Annotated in this window: 20 protein-coding genes; 10 read left to right on the top strand and 10 right to left on the bottom strand. The window is 66.1% G+C overall.

Annotation, left to right across the window (positions count from 1 at the left end; genetic code table 11):
• Nucleotides 1-29 precede the first annotated feature (29 nt).
• The 6 genes from ccmE to B047_RS0108095 all read right to left on the bottom strand — a co-directional run bounded on the left by ccmE (nt 30) and on the right by B047_RS0108095 (nt 3,522).
• Nucleotides 30-458, bottom strand: a complete 429-nt coding sequence (ccmE, locus tag B047_RS0108120; protein WP_018466463.1) for a cytochrome c maturation protein CcmE — start codon at nt 456-458, stop codon at nt 30-32.
• A gap of 56 nt (nt 459-514) precedes the next feature.
• Nucleotides 515-637 (bottom strand): hypothetical protein, encoded by a 123-nt coding sequence (locus B047_RS18540; protein ID WP_018466462.1) that lies wholly within the window; start codon nt 635-637, stop codon nt 515-517.
• Nucleotides 638-649: 12 nt separating this feature from the next.
• Nucleotides 650-1,342 carry a cytochrome c biogenesis protein CcsA gene (gene ccsA / locus B047_RS0108110; RefSeq protein WP_018466461.1) on the bottom strand — a complete coding sequence of 231 codons (693 nt, stop codon included), beginning with the start codon at nt 1,340-1,342 and terminating at the stop codon, nt 650-652.
• Between the two features lie 91 nt (nt 1,343-1,433).
• Nucleotides 1,434-2,108: a heme exporter protein CcmB gene (locus B047_RS0108105; protein WP_018466460.1), complete on the bottom strand. Its 675-nt coding sequence runs from the start codon at nt 2,106-2,108 to the stop codon at nt 1,434-1,436.
• A gap of 100 nt (nt 2,109-2,208) precedes the next feature.
• Nucleotides 2,209-2,790 carry an ABC transporter ATP-binding protein gene (locus B047_RS0108100; protein WP_018466459.1) on the bottom strand — a complete coding sequence of 194 codons (582 nt, stop codon included), beginning with the start codon at nt 2,788-2,790 and terminating at the stop codon, nt 2,209-2,211.
• A 54-nt stretch (nt 2,791-2,844) separates the two neighbouring features.
• Nucleotides 2,845-3,522 carry a cytochrome c biogenesis CcdA family protein gene (locus B047_RS0108095; protein WP_018466458.1) on the bottom strand — a complete coding sequence of 226 codons (678 nt, stop codon included), beginning with the start codon at nt 3,520-3,522 and terminating at the stop codon, nt 2,845-2,847.
• Between the two features lie 119 nt (nt 3,523-3,641).
• Here B047_RS0108095 and B047_RS0108090 point away from each other — a divergent pair, with 119 nt between their 5' ends.
• From B047_RS0108090 to B047_RS0108080, 3 genes are read left to right on the top strand one after another with little or no spacing between them, the layout of a single operon-like run.
• Complete coding sequence (locus B047_RS0108090) at nt 3,642-4,205, top strand: cob(I)yrinic acid a,c-diamide adenosyltransferase (RefSeq protein WP_018466457.1); 564 nt, start codon at nt 3,642-3,644, stop codon at nt 4,203-4,205.
• 8 nt (nt 4,206-4,213) lie between these two features.
• Nucleotides 4,214-5,062, top strand: a complete 849-nt coding sequence (locus B047_RS0108085) for a cobalamin-binding protein (protein ID WP_245533722.1) — start codon at nt 4,214-4,216, stop codon at nt 5,060-5,062.
• On the top strand, nt 5,059-5,361 hold the full coding sequence (locus B047_RS0108080; RefSeq protein ID WP_018466455.1) for a hypothetical protein: 303 nt from the start codon (nt 5,059-5,061) through the stop codon (nt 5,359-5,361). The genes B047_RS0108085 and B047_RS0108080 overlap by 4 nt, the downstream gene beginning before the upstream one ends.
• Before the next feature lie 104 nt (nt 5,362-5,465).
• On the opposite strand, the gene B047_RS0108075 is transcribed toward B047_RS0108080, so the two are convergent.
• A complete protein-coding gene (locus B047_RS0108075) occupies nt 5,466-7,229 on the bottom strand; it encodes a WD40 repeat domain-containing protein (RefSeq protein WP_018466454.1) in 1,764 nt (587 codons plus the stop codon).
• 82 nt (nt 7,230-7,311) lie between these two features.
• On the opposite strand from B047_RS0108075, the gene B047_RS0108070 reads away from it, so the two are divergent.
• A complete protein-coding gene (locus B047_RS0108070; protein ID WP_018466453.1) occupies nt 7,312-8,220 on the top strand; it encodes a biotin--[acetyl-CoA-carboxylase] ligase in 909 nt (302 codons plus the stop codon).
• 3 nt (nt 8,221-8,223) lie between these two features.
• Nucleotides 8,224-8,826, top strand: coding sequence for a biotin transporter BioY (locus tag B047_RS0108065; protein WP_018466452.1), 603 nt, complete (start codon nt 8,224-8,226; stop codon nt 8,824-8,826).
• A gap of 122 nt (nt 8,827-8,948) precedes the next feature.
• Here the strand turns inward: B047_RS0108065 and B047_RS16530 are convergent, their stop codons facing one another.
• The gene (locus B047_RS16530) at nt 8,949-9,194 is read right to left on the bottom strand and encodes a hypothetical protein (protein WP_018466451.1); all 246 of its coding nucleotides are present in this window, start codon (nt 9,192-9,194) and stop codon (nt 8,949-8,951) included.
• Between the two features lie 37 nt (nt 9,195-9,231).
• On the opposite strand from B047_RS16530, the gene B047_RS0108055 reads away from it, so the two are divergent.
• Nucleotides 9,232-9,822 carry a cysteine hydrolase family protein gene (locus B047_RS0108055; protein WP_018466450.1) on the top strand — a complete coding sequence of 197 codons (591 nt, stop codon included), beginning with the start codon at nt 9,232-9,234 and terminating at the stop codon, nt 9,820-9,822.
• A gap of 16 nt (nt 9,823-9,838) precedes the next feature.
• On the top strand, nt 9,839-10,429 hold the full coding sequence (locus B047_RS0108050) for a DNA-3-methyladenine glycosylase family protein (protein ID WP_018466449.1): 591 nt from the start codon (nt 9,839-9,841) through the stop codon (nt 10,427-10,429).
• Between the two features lie 38 nt (nt 10,430-10,467).
• Here B047_RS0108050 and B047_RS0108045 read toward each other — a convergent pair whose 3' ends face one another.
• Together B047_RS0108045 and B047_RS0108040 are read right to left on the bottom strand one after the other, a co-directional pair.
• The gene (locus tag B047_RS0108045; RefSeq protein WP_018466448.1) at nt 10,468-11,610 is read right to left on the bottom strand and encodes a PQQ-dependent sugar dehydrogenase; all 1,143 of its coding nucleotides are present in this window, start codon (nt 11,608-11,610) and stop codon (nt 10,468-10,470) included.
• Between the two features lie 14 nt (nt 11,611-11,624).
• Complete coding sequence (locus tag B047_RS0108040; protein ID WP_018466447.1) at nt 11,625-12,089, bottom strand: Lrp/AsnC family transcriptional regulator; 465 nt, start codon at nt 12,087-12,089, stop codon at nt 11,625-11,627.
• Between the two features lie 243 nt (nt 12,090-12,332).
• Here B047_RS0108040 and yedA point away from each other — a divergent pair, with 243 nt between their 5' ends.
• Genes yedA through B047_RS0108025 form a run of 3 tightly spaced genes read left to right on the top strand, consistent with a single transcriptional unit; the run spans nt 12,333 to nt 15,111 of the window.
• Nucleotides 12,333-13,217: a drug/metabolite exporter YedA gene (yedA, locus tag B047_RS0108035; protein ID WP_018466446.1), complete on the top strand. Its 885-nt coding sequence runs from the start codon at nt 12,333-12,335 to the stop codon at nt 13,215-13,217.
• Between the two features lie 13 nt (nt 13,218-13,230).
• Nucleotides 13,231-14,478: an MFS transporter gene (locus tag B047_RS0108030; RefSeq protein WP_245533721.1), complete on the top strand. Its 1,248-nt coding sequence runs from the start codon at nt 13,231-13,233 to the stop codon at nt 14,476-14,478.
• Nucleotides 14,479-14,538: 60 nt separating this feature from the next.
• A complete protein-coding gene (locus tag B047_RS0108025) occupies nt 14,539-15,111 on the top strand; it encodes a hypothetical protein (protein ID WP_018466444.1) in 573 nt (190 codons plus the stop codon).
• The last annotated feature ends 3 nt before the right edge of the window (nt 15,112-15,114 follow it).

Here is a 15,114-nt window from a genome sequence, read left to right as displayed (position 1 = left end):
TCTGGGTCTTTGGCCTTGGGTACCGATCGTCACTTTGCCTCCTCGATCAGCTTGCGGATCTGCTCGGGCGTGTAACCTTCCTTGGGGGCCTGGTAGCCTTCGGAGTGCTTGACCAGCAGGTTGGTGCTGACGAAGGTACCTCCTTGGAAGCGGCCTTCGACCACCACCCCTCTGTTCTCGCCGAACAGGGCCGGAGGGGTGCCCTTGGCCTGCACGGGGAATTCGCTCACGCCATCGGTGACGACGAAGCGTAAATCCAGGGTGTCCTTGTCGTAGCTCACCGTTCCGGCCTTGACCAGCCCGCCCAGCCGCACCTGGCGACTCTGGCAGGTGGCTTGGTTTTGCAAGCACTCGCTAGGGGTGTAGAAGTACACCAGGTTCCGCCCCAGCCCTCCGAAGATCAGGTAAGCCAGGGCGCCTACCACCACCACGATGCCAATGATGTGTTTGGGCTTCAATTGAACCTCCGTGACAAGACCAAAAACCACGATCGGACGGTCTTTTGTGTTTTGCTTTACTTCTCCCGCCTGTAGCGCCACAACAAGTAGCCTAAATAGCCCAGCAGTGTGGCGTATCCGATGACGTAGCTCCACACCACGAAGGGGTTGAAGGGGTTTTGCAGGATGCTGCTGTCCATGACTTCACTCCATTAGCCCGCCTGAGGGCTCAACTCTTGCTTGGCCGACTCGCGCTCGGCCAGCAGGCCACGGATCCTCACGAAAGCAAAAAACAGCAAGCTGAGTGCGAGGATGTTGACCAGAAGCGCTGGAAGCATGGCAGGGTCGAAGTTGCTGCGGCCCGTGGTGAGGTCGAAGGTCTGGGTTTGGTGTAGGCTACGCCACCACTTGACCGACATGTAGGTGATAGGCACGTTGATCGCCCCCAGGATGCTGATGGCGGCGGAGGCTTTGGCCCTGAGCTCGGGGTCTTCGATGGCGCTTCGCACCACGAAGTAGCCGATGTAAACCACCAACAGGATCGCGAAGGTGGTCAGGCGCGGCTCCCAGGTCCAGTAGACGCCCCAGGTGGGTCGGCCCCACAGCATCCCGGAGATCAAGGTCAGGCTCAAAAACAGCAGCGCAACCTCGATCACCACCGTCGCCATGCGGTCATAGCGGGCTTTGCCCCTAGCCAGGTAGAGGATCGAGTAGACCACCGCCACGAAAAGCGAAACCATGCCCACCCAGGCCGAGGGCACGTGCAGGAAGATGATGCGGTAAACGTGCCCCTGCTCGGTGGCCGGTGGGGCGGTGAAGGCTAGGAAAGCGCCGATCCCCAGGGACAGTAAGCCCAGGCTCAGCGAAGTCAGGCTCAGGATATCCATACGCTTGCTTTGGCTCATGGCAGTCTCCTTGATCTTCTTACGCCATTCTCGGACAAAACAGATGTGAGGACTACCGTGAACACTCGAGCCCGCTCACGTCGCGGTTGCGCTATCCTTCCAGAACATACGGGAAAAGTAGCCCACACAAGGTCACGTAAATGACATCGAAGACCAGCAACAGCCGCCACCAGTCGGCCACTTCGCCCGGTGGCAGGCCTTCCACCAGCGAAGCGGTAGCGCGCACCGAGGCCAGGACCACCGGCACCACTACCGGAAAGAGCACCAGCGGCAGCAGCGCTTCGCGCCCGCGCAACCGGGCCAGCATCCCGGCGTAGAAGGTGGACACAGAAGCATAGCCGACGCTTCCCAGCACCAGCGTGACCAGGATGCCGGGTAAGGCCGAAAGGGGCAAGTAGAAAAGTCCCGCCGTAAGGAAAAGCAGCACCAGGCCGACGATCAGCAGCAGTAGTAGCTGAAACAGCAGTTTGCCGTAATAGATCCACTCGCGGTTGCCGGGGATGAGCAACAGGTCATCGAGGGTATTGTCCTCGACCTCTAGGCCAAAAGCCCGCCCTGCCAGCAGGCTTCCGGCGAAGGCCAGCGCCACCCACAGCACGCCCGGGGCGGCCTTGCGCAGGTCACCTTGGTTGGGGCCGAGGGCCAGCCCCAGGATCAGCAGCATGGTGAAGAGAAAGAACACCGCCGCCAAGAGCCCGGTGCGCCCGCGCAGCTCGAGGGTGAGGTCGCGCAGGGCCAGCCAGAAGATGCGGGTGAGGAGGGTCATGGGGTGCAGGTCGAAGGCCTGGCGCCCGGCGTTGCACGCCGAGTGCCGAGGGTTGAGCTCTGATTGCGGGTTGAGCGGACAGGAAGCGGCGGCATGGCGTTCAGATGGCGGGGGAGAGCTCGAGCGTTCGGGTGGCAAGGCGCTGGACCCAGCCGTGGTCATGGGTAGCGAGGACGACGCCGCCGGAGGCTTTGGCCTCGAGGAGGAGGGCCTTGAGCAGTTCGCGCCCTTGGGCATCGAGCGCGGCCTCGGGTTCGTCGAGCAGCCAGATGTCGGGTTGCTGGAGGCGCAGGCGGGCCATTGCCAGGCGCTTTTTCATGCCGCTGGAGTAGCCTAGCACTGCCTTGCCCGCGGGCAAGCCCACCGCTTCCAGAGCCGCAGCGATGGTGCTGGCCCTGGGTGTGTGGCCCTCGAGCCGTAGTGCATAGCTCAGGTTCTCCTCCCCGGTGAAGTGCCGGTGAAAGGCCGGAGGATTGGCCAGCATCCCGACCCTGCCCAGCCGCCTGACCTGACCTCCGCTGGCCCGGACCAGCCCGGCCAAGAGCCGCAGCAGCGTGGTCTTGCCCACCCCGTTGGGCCCCAGCAGGGCCACGACCTCGCCGGGCTCGAGGCGAAAATCCAGGTCGCGGATCACCCAGTCGCGACCATAGCGCTTGGAGAGGGATTGAGCCTCGAGCAGCATCGCAAGAATCTTACCGTAGACCGCCGCAGCCGCCTGTGGGGTGTGCTGGGGCATTCAAAGCCGCTCCCGCAGCCACTCTGGGGTGATTTGGTTAAAAAATCCATTCAGCATGGTCAGTGTTCCGGTCGCCATCAGCAAGCCGACAGCGATGAGAAACACCCCGGCTCCCCGCTCGATGTATTTGGTGTAGCGGGCGGTTCTCCGTACCAGCGACACCGCTCGATCGGTGAAGGCAGCCACCAGCAAGAATGGGATGGCTAGGCCCATGACGTAGGCGAGCAACAGCTCGAAGCCCCGCCCCTCGTTGGTGATGAGGGTGAGGGTAGCCCCGAGCAGCGGCCCAATGCACGGTGTCCAGCCGATGGCCAGCACCGCTCCCAAGGTCAGCGCACCCCAGGGTCTGGCGGCATCACCCCCAAAGCGCAGGTTGAGACCCCGGCTCAAAAGCGCAGGCTTCAACCCCAACATCATCAGCCCAAAACCGATGACGACAACCCCGCCGATCTGCGAGAGCAGGGTCTTGTTGCTGACCAGCAGGCTGCCCAGAAGGGTGGCCGGCAAGCCAAACAGGATCAAAAACACCAGGCTGAACCCGCCTATGAAAGCCAGCGCGTTGACGATAGGGCGGCCCTTATTGCCTCCGAGGTAGAGCAGGTAGGTGGGCACCAGCGGCAGCACGCAGGGGGAGAGGAAGGACAGCATTCCGGCCAGAAAAGCGATGGGCAGACTCATACAACTGGATCTACGCTAGGCCATCGTGAGCGGGACGTGTGTACCCTGACTGACCTTGGGGCCTGCGACTGTGCGCTGCGGCAGTGCTTCGACCGTGCAGCAAGGGGTAGATTGGGGCCATGAAGATCTACACCAAGACCGGCGACCGGGGCGAGACCGGGCTCTACGGAGCCGAGAGGGTGTCCAAGGACCACCCCAGGGTCGAGGCCTACGGCACGGTGGACGAGGCCAACAGCGCCATCGGGATGGCCAGGGTGGCCCTGGGCGAGGCCCACCCCGACATCCAGGCCGACCTCGAGTACCTCCAGAATGCCCTCTTCGACCTCGGCGCCGACCTCGCCACCCGCTTCGGCGGCCCCTACGAGAAGAACCTCGCCCGCATCGACGCCGAGGACGTGGCGAGGCTCGAGGCCCTCATCGACCGCTACCAGGAGGAGGCTCCCAGGTTCACCGGCTTCATCCACCCCGGCGGTCACGCGGCGGCGGCAGCCCTGCATTTAGCCCGCACCATCGTGCGCCGAGCCGAGCGAAGGGTGGTCGAGCTGATGCGCGCCGAGGAGGTCAACGCCGAGGCCATGCGTTACCTCAACCGGCTCTCCGACTTGCTGTTCACCCTAGCCCGCGTAGTCAACAGGCGTGAGGGATTTGCCGAGGAGAAGTGGCTGGTCAAGAAGCGCCGATAGGGGTGTCGATGGTCGATGGCTGGGTGGTCACACTTACGCCCTACGCAAAAGCCTTCGAACGCCATATGCAGACCATGCGCATCGTCAGCCTGACCGGCTCCAACACCGAGATCGTCTGGGCGCTGGGCTGCCTGGACCGGTTGGTGGGGGTGGATGACCACTCGGATTTTCCCCCCGAAGTCAGGCAGCTGCCTCGTGTTGGCCCCGATCTTCAGATCGACCTGGACAAGGTGGAGCGCTTGGAGCCCGACCTGGTGCTCGCCAGCCTGAGCGTACCGGGCATGGAGCGCGTGGTGCAGGGTCTGGCCGAGCGGGGGATCCCCTACGAAGTGCTCGACCCCGAGAGCTTACAGGACGTGTATTCCGACATCCGGCGGGTGGCGGGGTGGCTCGAGGTGCCCCGCCAGGGGGAGCGCGTGGTGCAGGCCATGCGCTGGATGATCGCCCAGGCGCGGGGGAGCCTGCCGCGCTGGGTGCGGCCTCCGAGGGTGATGGTGGAGTGGTGGCCGCGCCCGATGATCGCCGCGGGGCGGCGTAGCTGGGTGACGGGGCTGCTCGAGGCGCTGGGGGCCGAGAACGCCTTCGCCCACCTGGACGTGCGCTCCAAGCCCCTGACCCCCCAGGAGGTGGAGGCTGCCGCGCCCGACCTGATCACCGTCTCCTGGTGCGGCGTGCGCAAGCTGCGCCCGGAGGTGGCGCTCAAGCGACAACTCGACATCCCCGCCCTCCGCTACCGACAGGTGTTCCCCCTCGAGGAAGCCTACCTGGGCCGCCCCGGCCCCCGACTGGCCGAGGGGGCCAAGCGCTTGGCCGAACTGCTGGCCCGCTCTCCCTACGCCTGGGGGGTGAGCCGGTGAACGCGCTCAAGGTGGCGACGCTGTGGGTTCGTCCGCCCGAAGAGCACGCCTTGCCCGAGGCGAGGGAGGCGCTCGAGGCCCTACTGGCCAAGTTCTACGCCGGCTATCCAGAGTACGAGGGCTGTGTGGTGCTCTTCCAGTCCCCCCGCTGGCCGCGCTACGTCTTCGCCTATACCCACTCCGCCTGCAGCGGCCTGTTGCCCGAGGCGGGCCGGTACCTGCAGCGGCTGCTCGCGCACGCCTTCCAAGACAGCGAGGTGCGGGCGTACGGGCGGCCGTGGCCGCTCGAGGGGGAGTAGAAGCTCGTACGTCCCGCGCCGTGCCTGATACGCAAGAAGGTACCGGTCGATTTTGGTTTGGGTGTTTGGCGCGGCTACGAACTACTGGCAGCTTCCGCAGAAGCTTAGCGCGCCCTGAACACGCTCATCGTCCCCCCGCGCTCCAGCGTCCCACTGCCCACCACCAGCCCCGATTGAGGCCAGGCCAGGCCGTAGACCGGGCGCACGAAGCCGCCGAGGGTCTGCTCGAGGGCGCCGCTCGCGGCCTTCCAGACCCTCACGGTTTTGTCCCAGCCGCTGCTGGCGAGCTGGCCGCCGGGGCTCCAGGCCAGGGCCTGCACGGCGCTGGTGTGGCCCTCGAGGGTGCGCAGAGCTCTCCCGCTGTGCGCCTCCCACAGCCTAATGCTTCCTTTGAGGCCGCCGGTGGCCAGGACCGCGCTTTTGGGATCGAGGGCGAGGGCGTAAAGTGGCCCCTGCCCGGTGAACACCCGCCGTAACTCCTGCCCCCGTATGTTCCACCAGGCGATGCTCTGGTCGGCGCTGGCGCTAACGAGGCTCTCGCCCACCCAGGCGAGGCCTGTCACGTCGTACTCGTGGGCGCGCCAGTCCAGCAGCAGCTTGCCGCTGCGCCACTCCCACAGCTTGATCAGCTCGTCGCGCCCGCCGCTCACCAAACCTCTGCCCGCCGGGTGCCAGGCCAGGGTCGAAACCCCACCGTCGTGGCGGGAGAGGGTCTGGAGTGGCCTCCCGCTGGCGACCTCCCAAATGCGGATGGTGCCATCGGCGCTGCCGCTGGCGAGGTAGCGGTTGTCGGGGGAGAAGACCAGCGCGCTGACCTCGAGTTCGTGCCCCCGCAGCCTGTGTAACACCCGCCCCTGGCCATCCCACAGCCAGACTTCCTTATCCCACCCGCCACTGGCCAGATAACGCCCGTCGGGGCTGTGCGCCAGGGCGCTGACCGAGGCGGCGATGGGCTCGAGGGTCCGCATTAGCCTTCCCTCGGCACTCCACAGTCGGGCCCGTCCGTCGTCGTGGCCGCTGATCACCCCACCCTCTGGACTCCAGGTCACGCACAGCACCGAGCTGCTCTGCCAGCTTCGCACGGGCCGGCCCTCCTCGTCCCATACTGCGATCCTGCCGTCCTGGCTGCCGCTGAGGAGTCGCCGGCCCTCCGGGCTCCAGGCCAGCGCGCTGACCACTTGGCCGTGGGCCGGGACCTGGCGCAGGGGCTGCCCCTCGAGGTTCCACAGCCGGATCACCCCCTCGCGGTCCCCCGTCGCCAGCAGTCCTTCGCGGCTCCAGTCGAGCGAATGGACCCCCTGCGGCCCCAGCAGGGGCAGGGGACGGGCTGACTGGGTGTGCCACAGCTCGACCCCCTCGAGACCCCCGCTGGCAAAGCGCTTTCCGTCCGGGGCGAAAGCCAGACCGTAGATCCAGCCTCCTGCGGTGTAAGTGCGCAGGGTTCGGCCCCCCAGGTCCCACAGCCGTACCTCCCCATCGGCGCTGCCGCTGAGCACGCTGCGCCCGTCGGGGCTGAAGCGCACTCCCCAGACCTCGCCCGAATGGGCCTGATAGGTGCGGAGGGCCAGGCGCGACTCGGGGTGCCATAGCCGCACGGCATTATCGGCAGCCCCGCTTGCCAGCAGGGTGCCCTGGGGGTGGTAGCTCAGCGAGCGTACCGTGTCCTGATGGCCGCTCAGCAGGCCGCGTGGCCGCCCATCCACGCCGAAGAGCTGGATGTAGGCATCGGCGGCCAGGGCCAAGCTTCGCCCATCCGGGCTCAGCGCCAGGGCCGCAACCGGGCCATGGTGACCCTGGAGCGTACCCGCCGGGGAGAGCGAGGCGGCCCAGGCCAGCCCAAGCAGGTGAAGCCAGAAGATTTGTCGCATCCTCTACAGCTTAGCCCCGGATTGGGGTTGCCTAAAGGGTGGAGGGCTGGAGTTCCGGTTGCGGGACGGTAATATAGAGGACGTGCAACAAAGGTTGCTGACCCTGCTCAGCGAACAGTTCCAGCCCAGCCGGCGCCTGGGAGAGCAGCTGGGTATCGAGCGCGACCGGGCCCGCTACCTGGTGCAGCGGCTGATCCACGAGGGTTATCCCATCGAAATCTCCAAGGCCCTGGGGGTACGGGTAGAGCCAGGAACCCCCCTGCCGCAGGTGCTCGAGCCCCTGCTGCGGGGAAGCTTCGGCAGGCCTTACCGCTACTTAGGCCACACCACCAGCACCCAGGACGTGCTGCGCCAGTGGGCCGAGGAGGGAGCCCCCGAGGGAGCGGTGGTGCTGGCCGAGCGCCAGAGCGCGGGCCGCGGACGAATGGGTCGTCCCTGGATCAGCGCGCCGGGCTCCTCCCTCACCTTCTCCTTGCTGCTGCGCCCGCGAAGCTCCATCGCCCTGCTGCCGCTGGCGGTGGGGGTAGCCCTGCGTGAGGCGGTGGGCCTGGGCGGGCTCAAGTGGCCCAACGACCTGCTGGCCCCTGACGGGCGCAAGCTGGCCGGGATTCTGGTCGAGGCCAGGATGGGAACCCCCTCACCCGGCCTGGTGATCCTGGGGATAGGGCTCAACGTTCGGCCCCCGGTGCCTCCAGGGGCGGCGGCGCTGAGCGAGTTTGGCCCGGTGAGCCGTGCCGAGCTGCTTGCGCGGATCCTCGAGGAGCTGGAAAACCAGTATGAGAACCTCTCCAAGCCCGAGTGCATCCTGGAGGACTGGAAGAAGTACAGCGTTACCCTGGGGCAAGAAGTGACGGTCCGGACGCCCAGAGGCGAAGTGCGAGGCAGAGCCTTAGACCTAGCCGAGGACGGAGCTTTAGTGGTAGAGTCTCAGGGCGCAACCGAGCGAATCGCCGCTGGCGATGTGTCCCTCATCGGCAGACTAGGAGGCTAAGTGATGAACCTGACCAATCCTACGCAAAGCCTGCCCTACACCCCGCTGCTCAAGACCCTCCTCCCCACCCGCAGCGCGCTGCGCGACCTGCTGCTGGTGCTGGGCGGCAGCCTGTTCGTGGCGCTGTGCGCCCAGGCCTCCATCCCCACCCAGCCTGTGCCCATCACCCTGCAAACCCTGGGCGTGCTGCTGGTGGGTGCGGCTTTGGGCAGCCGCCTGGGCTTTTTGGCCCTGGTAGCGTACTTGCTCGAGGGGCTGGTGCTCCCGGTCTTCGCCGGGGGTAAAACCTGGGCCGCGGTTACCTTTACCGCCGGTTACCTGGTCGCCTTCCCCCTGGCCGCCTTCCTGGCGGGCTTCTTGGTCGAGCGCTTCGGTACCGACCGCAGCCCCTGGAAAACCCTGGCGGCCATGCTGCTGGCCAACCTCCTGATCTACGTGCTGGGTCTGCCCTGGCTGGGCTACATGCTGGCGCAGATCGGTAAGTACACCGGGCTCCAGGGCCTGCTGCAAGCTGGGATGACCCCTTTCCTCATCGGCGACCTGGTCAAGGCCATCATCGCTGCCGCCCTGTTGCCTGCGACCTGGAGGTTCATAGGGCGCAGGTAACCAGGCCGAACGCCAAAACGCGCCAATGGCTCCCTCACCCAACCCCTCTCCCAGCGGGAGAGGGATTCTCTCGGCTAAGGCTTTTTAGCTCAAGGATAGGGTGCAGGGTGCAAATCAGGGCTTCAGTCTCGAGGTCCATGGCTGTTCTCCGGCTGGTCCTTCAACGGCTCAGTGGGGCGCCCTCGAGCCAGCCTGCGCAGGAGCAGGGGCATCAGCCCCTTATACAACAGCGTGGCCAGCAGGCCGAAGGGCAAGCCCAGCATCAGCGCCGCGAGCAGCCCCTGGGATTGGGCCCGTGCCCCGGCCACCAGCAATGTCACCGTCGCGCCCAGCATCAGTGCTTCGCGCCAGGAAACCTTGAAGTCCATTGCGCACCCCCAACTTAGAATAGGGGTGGAGAGAGCTATGGTTGAAGTCCCAGAAATTCCCAGGCATCCCCAGGTTGTCCTGCCTGCCCGCGAGAGTGCGCTGATCATCGTAGACATGCAGAACGACTTCGTAGAGCCCGAGGGGGCCCTCTTCGTCCCCGACGCGCCCAAGACCATACCGCCTATCGCCGAGCTGCTCGAGCGGGCCAGGGCCGCTGGGGTCAGGGTGGTCTACACCCAGGACTGGCACCCCGAGGACGACCCCGAGTTCAACATCTGGCCGCGCCACGTGGTGCAGAACACCTGGGGGGCCGAGATCGTGGAGGCACTCAAGCCCCGCCCTGAGGAGACCGTCATCCGCAAGGCCCGCTACGACGGCTTCTACGGTACCCAGCTCGAGCACCTGCTGCACCTGTGGGGCATCAAGAACGTAGTGGTGGTGGGTACGGTGGCCAACATCTGCGTGCTGCACACGGCGGGCAGCGCGGCGCTGCGCTGGTACAACGTGGTGCTGCCCGAGGACGGCACCAGCGCCCTCACCCCCTTCGACCTCGAGGCCGCTTTGCGCCAGGTCACCTTCTTGTACCAGGGCAAGGTCACCACCTGCGCCGGGGTGCAGTTTGCCTAGGCCCCAGCGGCAGAAGATGGCGGTCACGAACGGCACGGTCGAGTTCGGCGACCCGCTGATGGCCGAGCTCCAGCGGCGCTTCGGCCCGGCCCCTTTCCAGCCCCACGCCGCCGAGGTACGGCCTGCCTACTCCACCCTGGTCAGCTCCATCGTGGGGCAGCAGCTCTCCGGCAAGGCCGCCCAGACCATCTGGAAGCGGCTCGAGCAGCGCTTTCCCATCGAACCCGCAGCGCTGGCCGCCGCCCACCCCGACGACCTGCGAGCCCTGGGCCTCTCGCGGGCCAAGGCCAGCTTCGTCCACGACCTCTCGCGCTTCGCCCTTGGGGGCGGCCTCGAGGGCCTCGAGCACCGGTCCGACCAAGCGATCATCGCCCACCTCACCCAGGTCAAGGGCATCGGGGTCTGGACGGTGCAGATGTTCTTGATGTTCGGCCTGCGTCGCCCCGACGTGTGGCCTATCCTCGACCTCGGGGTGCGCAGGGGCCTCGAGCGGGTATACGGGGTGAGCACCAAGGCCGAGCTCGAGGCCCTCGGCGAGCGTTTCCGCCCCTTCCGTTCCCACGCTGCTTGGTACATGTGGCGGGTGGTTGAGGGCTCAGGTGTGTGAAATCTGGGATACGCTAAGAGCCCGGCCTTACCCGTGGTTTATTGCTTGCCAAACACGATTACCATGCTGTTGCGGTCATCTGCGATATAAAGCCTGCCGTCGGGACCGGGCTTTACGTCTACTGGAGCCCCCAGCTCACCGTTGGGTAAGACCCAATCCTTGATGAGTTCAACCGGCCTGCCGCTGGGTACTCCCTTGGCGTCCACAGGGAAGGCCACCAGGCGGTGGCCGTACTTGCGGTAGCCGTGGTAGCCCACCACCAGCCAGCCCCGGTAAGCCTGGGGGCCGCCGGTCCAGTAGGTCATGCCCAGCGGGGCGGCGTGGGCGGGTAGCAGCACGGCGGGCTTGCGGGTGTTGGCGCAGGGGTAGTCGGGGAACTCGGGGGCGTTGCGGGCGTTCTCGTAGCAGTAGGGCCAGCCGTAGTTGGCGCCGGCCTCGAGCACGTTGATCTCGTCCTTGGGGTGTTCCTCGTCGTCGAGCTTGGGGTCGGCGGCGTTGATCGCGTCGCGGGAGTTCTCCGCCTGGAGCAGCGTGCCTGAGGAATGCACCGCCAGGGCCATGGAGTTGCGCAACCCACGGGCAAAAACTTCCCAGCCCGTGACTTTGCCGCTGTTCCAGTCGAAGGTGTAGCGCCGTATCAGGCCTCGGGTCTGGGCTTCGGGGCAGGTGGCCTCGCCCTGGGCATCCTGGCAGTTGTCGCTGGCGCTGCCTACGTTGACCAGCAGCCGCCTCGAGCGATCAAAGACCATCTGGACCAGGGGGTGGCGGCCTTCGGTGGGCAAATCGCTGATCACGTACTCCTTGACGGGCTTGCTCAGGTTGCCTGGGTTGAAGCGGAAGATCTTCCCCGCCTCGCCCACATAGACCTTGCCATCGGGTCCCAGGATGAGGCCGTTGGGGCGGTCCAGCCGGGTGAAGAGGGCCTGGGGCCGGTATTCCCTGGCCTTGGAGAGCAGCACCAAGCTGCCCCGATTCTCCTCCCAGCCGCCCATTTCCGTCACCAGCAGGCTGCCGTTCTCAAGCGGCAGGACTCCCCTGGGATAGACCAGCCCATCCCAGACCACGCCGGCACAGAATCCGGCAGGGGTGGTGACCTTGAGCCGGGGGAAGCCCAGGCAGTTCTGGGACTGAGCGAGGCTCGAGCCGAGGATCAGGCTGAGGAGCAATACCGGCAACCTCATACCTTACTTTACGCTCACTCCACCTCAATCGGAATAAGGGGTCGAGCCTCAAACTGGGTCGAGAGCACCACGGTCGAGGTGGTGCGCGAGACACCGGGCACCCGCTTGATGCGGTAGAGCAGCTTTTCCAGGTCCTCGGGGGTGGCGGTGCGGGCCTTGAGCAGCACGTCCACATCGCCTGCTGCGCTGTGGCACTCCTCGACTTCGGGAAAGTCGGCGAAGGTGGGGGCCACGTCGGCGCAGGTGGCGTCGTTTTGCAGCCGTACCGCGATGAAGGCCGTCACCTGCAGCCCGATGGCTTTGGGGTTGACCTGAATTCTGTACGCCTCGATGACCCCTTTGCGCTCGAGCTTCTTCACCCGGTCGTGTACTGCGGCCGCCGAAAGCCCCACTCGAGCCCCAATCTCCGCATAAGAAAGGCGACTCTCCTTCTGCAACTCGAGCAAAATCGCTCGGTCGATGGCATCTAACTGAACCATATTCAGCATTCTATCATGCACCTGAATGAGATATAGACGAAATGGTGTTCGGTTTTATATCATTGGGTCATTCGCGATGTTGACCGGAGGTGATTATGGTACTACCGCTCGATGACCGAACCGCATTCGACCAGAGAATGTTCTGCCTCGAATTCCTGCGCGTTCCCGCGTTGGGCGGCGGATTGTGCGGGCTCGCGGCGTACCCGACTCCCAGCAACCCCACAGCGAGGTCTGAGCATGCAGATGCATAAAGCATTACCCCGTATTGCTGGCGATGGCTGGGCGATCCCCGCAGCCCTGCTGGCGCTTTACCTGATCTGGGGCTCGACCTATTTGGCCATCGTGTACATGGTCGAGACCATGCCTGCGCTGTTGGCGACCGGAATCCGCTTCCTGGTGGCCGGCGGGGGGATGTTCCTCGTGCTGCGGTTGCGCGGTACTCCGGCCCCAAACCGCCGGGAGTGGTGGGGTGCGGCCTGGGTGGGCACGCTGTTGATGGGTGGAGGTATGGGAATGGTCGCCCTGGGCGAGTCGCTGGGGGTGGCCTCGGGGTTGGCGGCCACCATCATCGCTACCATGCCTTTGTGGCTGGCCCTGTTTGGCCGCTTGTGGGGGCAGAGGACCCGCCGCCTCGAGTGGCTGGGCATGGTACTGGGCTTTGCGGGGGTGGCGTTGCTGATGCTCGAGGGCAACCTGCGCTCTAACCCCCTTGGCACCCTCCTGATCTTCCTGGCCCCGCTCTGCTGGGCCTTCGGCTCGGCCTGGAGCCGCCACATGACGCTGCCCCAGGGCATGATGGGCAGCGCGGCTGAGATGCTGGTGGGGGGTGGGGTGCTGATGGTCATGGGCACGCTCCTGGGCGAGCGCTTCACCCAGCTTCCCAGTCTCGAGTCCCTCGCCGCTTGGGCCTACCTGGTGGTCTTCGGCTCGCTGGTGGGCTACAGCGCCTACATGTTCTTGCTCTCAAGGGTGCGCCCGGCGCTGGCAGGAAGCTATGCCTACGTCAACCCGGTGGTGGCGGTGCTGCTGGGGGTAGCCCTGGCAGCAGAGCCCATCACCTTGGCCACCCTGGTGGCCCTGCCAGTGATCCTGCTGGGCGTGGGTTTGGTTGCCTTGGCCCGGCGCTAGGGTGTAGCCTTGCGTGAACAGGGGGTCTGTGGAGAAGTCCAAGCGCATTTTCTACGGCTGGATCGTGGTAGCGGTGGCGGTGCTGGCGACGCTGGTTGCCGCCGGGATTCGCTCGGTGCCAGGGGCCTTGCTGGTTCCGCTGGAGCAGGATTTGGGCTGGAGCAAGACCACCATCTCGGTGGCGGCGTCCATCGGCCTGGTGCTCTTCGGGCTGGGCGGCCCTTTCAGCGGCTACCTCATGGACCGCTACGGCCCGCGCCGCATCACCCTCTTTGGCCTGCTGCTGATGAGCCTGAGCATGGCGGGCAGCGCCCTCATGACGCAGGTCTGGCAGCTCAACCTGATCTGGGGTGTGGTGAGCGGGGTGGGTACGGGTATCGTGGGCAGCGTGCTGGGCGCGACGGTGGCCAACCGCTGGTTCCTCAAGCAGCGGGGGCTGGTCACGGGGATTTTCGGCGGGGCCACCTCGGCGGGGCAGCTCATCTTCATCCCGGCGCTGGTGGCCTGGGCTACGGGCCTGGGCTGGCGTGAGGCCAGCTGGATCATGGCGGGGATAGCCCTGGCGGTGATGCTGCCCATCTTCCTGTTGATGAAGGACAGTCCCGCCGAAATGGGGGAGCGACCCCTGGGGGCTGCGCCTGGCTCCGCGCCTGCTAGGATCACCGCCGACGCCGGAATCATGGGACAGGCGGTGCGCTCGAGCACCTTCTGGCTGCTGGCGGGCACCTTCTTCATCTGCGGCGCGACCTCCAATGGCCTCATCGGGGTTCACTTCATCCCCTACGCCGTAGACTGCGGGATCTCGCAGGGGGTGGCCTCGGGGATGCTGGCCCTGCTGGGTGCGATGAACTTCGTGGGCACCATCGGCTCGGGCTGGCTCACCGACCGCTACGACCCGTGCAAGCTGCTGTGCGTGTACTACGCGTTTCGCGGCCTCTCGCTGCTGCTGTTGCCCTACGCGGCGACCCCCGAGACCATGATCCCCTTCGCCATCCTCTTCGGTCTCGACTACATCGCCACCGTGCCCCCCACCGTGGCCCTGGTGGCCGACAACTTTGGGCGGCAAAACGTGGGCACAGTCTACGGCTGGGTCTTCGCAGCCCACCAACTCGGGGCGGCCTTCGCCTCCTGGGCCGGGGGCAGCGTGCGCGACGCGCTGGGCGAGTACAACCTGGCCTTCTTTGCGGCAGGTGTCCTGGCGATCATGGGGGGGATGCTGTCGCTAGGGATCCGGCGGGCGTTGCGGCCGGTGGTGGCTTGAGGGGGTGTCGGTAGCCCAAAGCCGCACGCCTCCTGCTTCTACGGCCTATAATCGAGCCCGATGATTTTCTCCCTCGAGCAGGCCAGCGCCACTGGCGAAGTGGCCGATCTCCAGAAGCTCCAGGCCGCCGGGCTGCCTGTCGCCGCGACCGTGGTCTTGCAGGGCCTCGAGGCCGAGTTCTACCGCTTCGCCAACCTACCCGAGCAGATTCGCAACGCCTTCGCCGGGGTCTTCGGGGCGCGGCTCGACGAGGAGCGGCTCGAGGCTGCCTGCGCCCAGGCCGAGCGCCTGTTGCGCGAAAGCTACTTGCTGCCCGAGCGGGCCGACGAGATTATGCGCATGCTGCCCGAGGGCCGCTTGCTGGTGCGCTATGCCGGGGAAGGGCCCTTTGCCCTCGAGCCTTCCCCCCAGGAGGCTTTGTGGGCCATAAAGCGCCTGTGGGCCTCGAGGTGGCAGGTGGACAGCGTATTGGCTCGCGCACCTGAGTTGGCCCCGCCGGAGGTGCCCAGCCTGGTTCAGAGGATGGAGGGCGAGCTTTTGCCCGATGCCGGGCTTTCTGAGCAGGCTTCGCGCCTCCTCGGGCGAAGCGTGCAGCTTTGGGCTGCTGCGGGCCTGGTGCTGAGGGTAGTCTGATCT

The sequence above is a fragment of the Calidithermus timidus DSM 17022 genome, from assembly GCF_000373205.1.
Classification (GTDB): domain Bacteria; phylum Deinococcota; class Deinococci; order Deinococcales; family Thermaceae; genus Calidithermus; species Calidithermus timidus.
This window is presented reverse-complemented; position numbering and strand designations above follow the sequence as displayed.

What these genes read in the sequence shown, in the direction of transcription:
- B047_RS18540 (WP_018466462.1), bottom strand. Translation starts at nt 637, where the DNA reads ATGGACAGCAGCATCCTGCAAAACCCCTTCAACCCCTTCGTGGTGTGG.
- ccsA (WP_018466461.1), bottom strand. Translation starts at nt 1,342, where the DNA reads ATGAGCCAAAGCAAGCGTATGGATATCCTGAGCCTGACTTCGCTGAGC.
- B047_RS0108105 (WP_018466460.1), bottom strand. Translation starts at nt 2,108, where the DNA reads ATGACCCTCCTCACCCGCATCTTCTGGCTGGCCCTGCGCGACCTCACC.
- B047_RS0108100 (WP_018466459.1), bottom strand. Translation starts at nt 2,790, where the DNA reads ATGCTGCTCGAGGCTCAATCCCTCTCCAAGCGCTATGGTCGCGACTGG.
- B047_RS0108095 (WP_018466458.1), bottom strand. Translation starts at nt 3,522, where the DNA reads ATGAGTCTGCCCATCGCTTTTCTGGCCGGAATGCTGTCCTTCCTCTCC.
- B047_RS0108090 (WP_018466457.1), top strand. Translation starts at nt 3,642, where the DNA reads ATGAAGATCTACACCAAGACCGGCGACCGGGGCGAGACCGGGCTCTAC.
- B047_RS0108085 (WP_245533722.1), top strand. Translation starts at nt 4,214, where the DNA reads ATGGTCGATGGCTGGGTGGTCACACTTACGCCCTACGCAAAAGCCTTC.
- B047_RS0108075 (WP_018466454.1), bottom strand. Translation starts at nt 7,229, where the DNA reads ATGCGACAAATCTTCTGGCTTCACCTGCTTGGGCTGGCCTGGGCCGCC.
- B047_RS0108065 (WP_018466452.1), top strand. Translation starts at nt 8,224, where the DNA reads ATGAACCTGACCAATCCTACGCAAAGCCTGCCCTACACCCCGCTGCTC.
- B047_RS16530 (WP_018466451.1), bottom strand. Translation starts at nt 9,194, where the DNA reads ATGGACTTCAAGGTTTCCTGGCGCGAAGCACTGATGCTGGGCGCGACG.
- B047_RS0108055 (WP_018466450.1), top strand. Translation starts at nt 9,232, where the DNA reads ATGGTTGAAGTCCCAGAAATTCCCAGGCATCCCCAGGTTGTCCTGCCT.
- B047_RS0108050 (WP_018466449.1), top strand. Translation starts at nt 9,839, where the DNA reads ATGGCGGTCACGAACGGCACGGTCGAGTTCGGCGACCCGCTGATGGCC.
- B047_RS0108045 (WP_018466448.1), bottom strand. Translation starts at nt 11,610, where the DNA reads ATGAGGTTGCCGGTATTGCTCCTCAGCCTGATCCTCGGCTCGAGCCTC.
- B047_RS0108040 (WP_018466447.1), bottom strand. Translation starts at nt 12,089, where the DNA reads ATGGTTCAGTTAGATGCCATCGACCGAGCGATTTTGCTCGAGTTGCAG.
- yedA (WP_018466446.1), top strand. Translation starts at nt 12,333, where the DNA reads ATGCATAAAGCATTACCCCGTATTGCTGGCGATGGCTGGGCGATCCCC.
- B047_RS0108025 (WP_018466444.1), top strand. Translation starts at nt 14,539, where the DNA reads ATGATTTTCTCCCTCGAGCAGGCCAGCGCCACTGGCGAAGTGGCCGAT.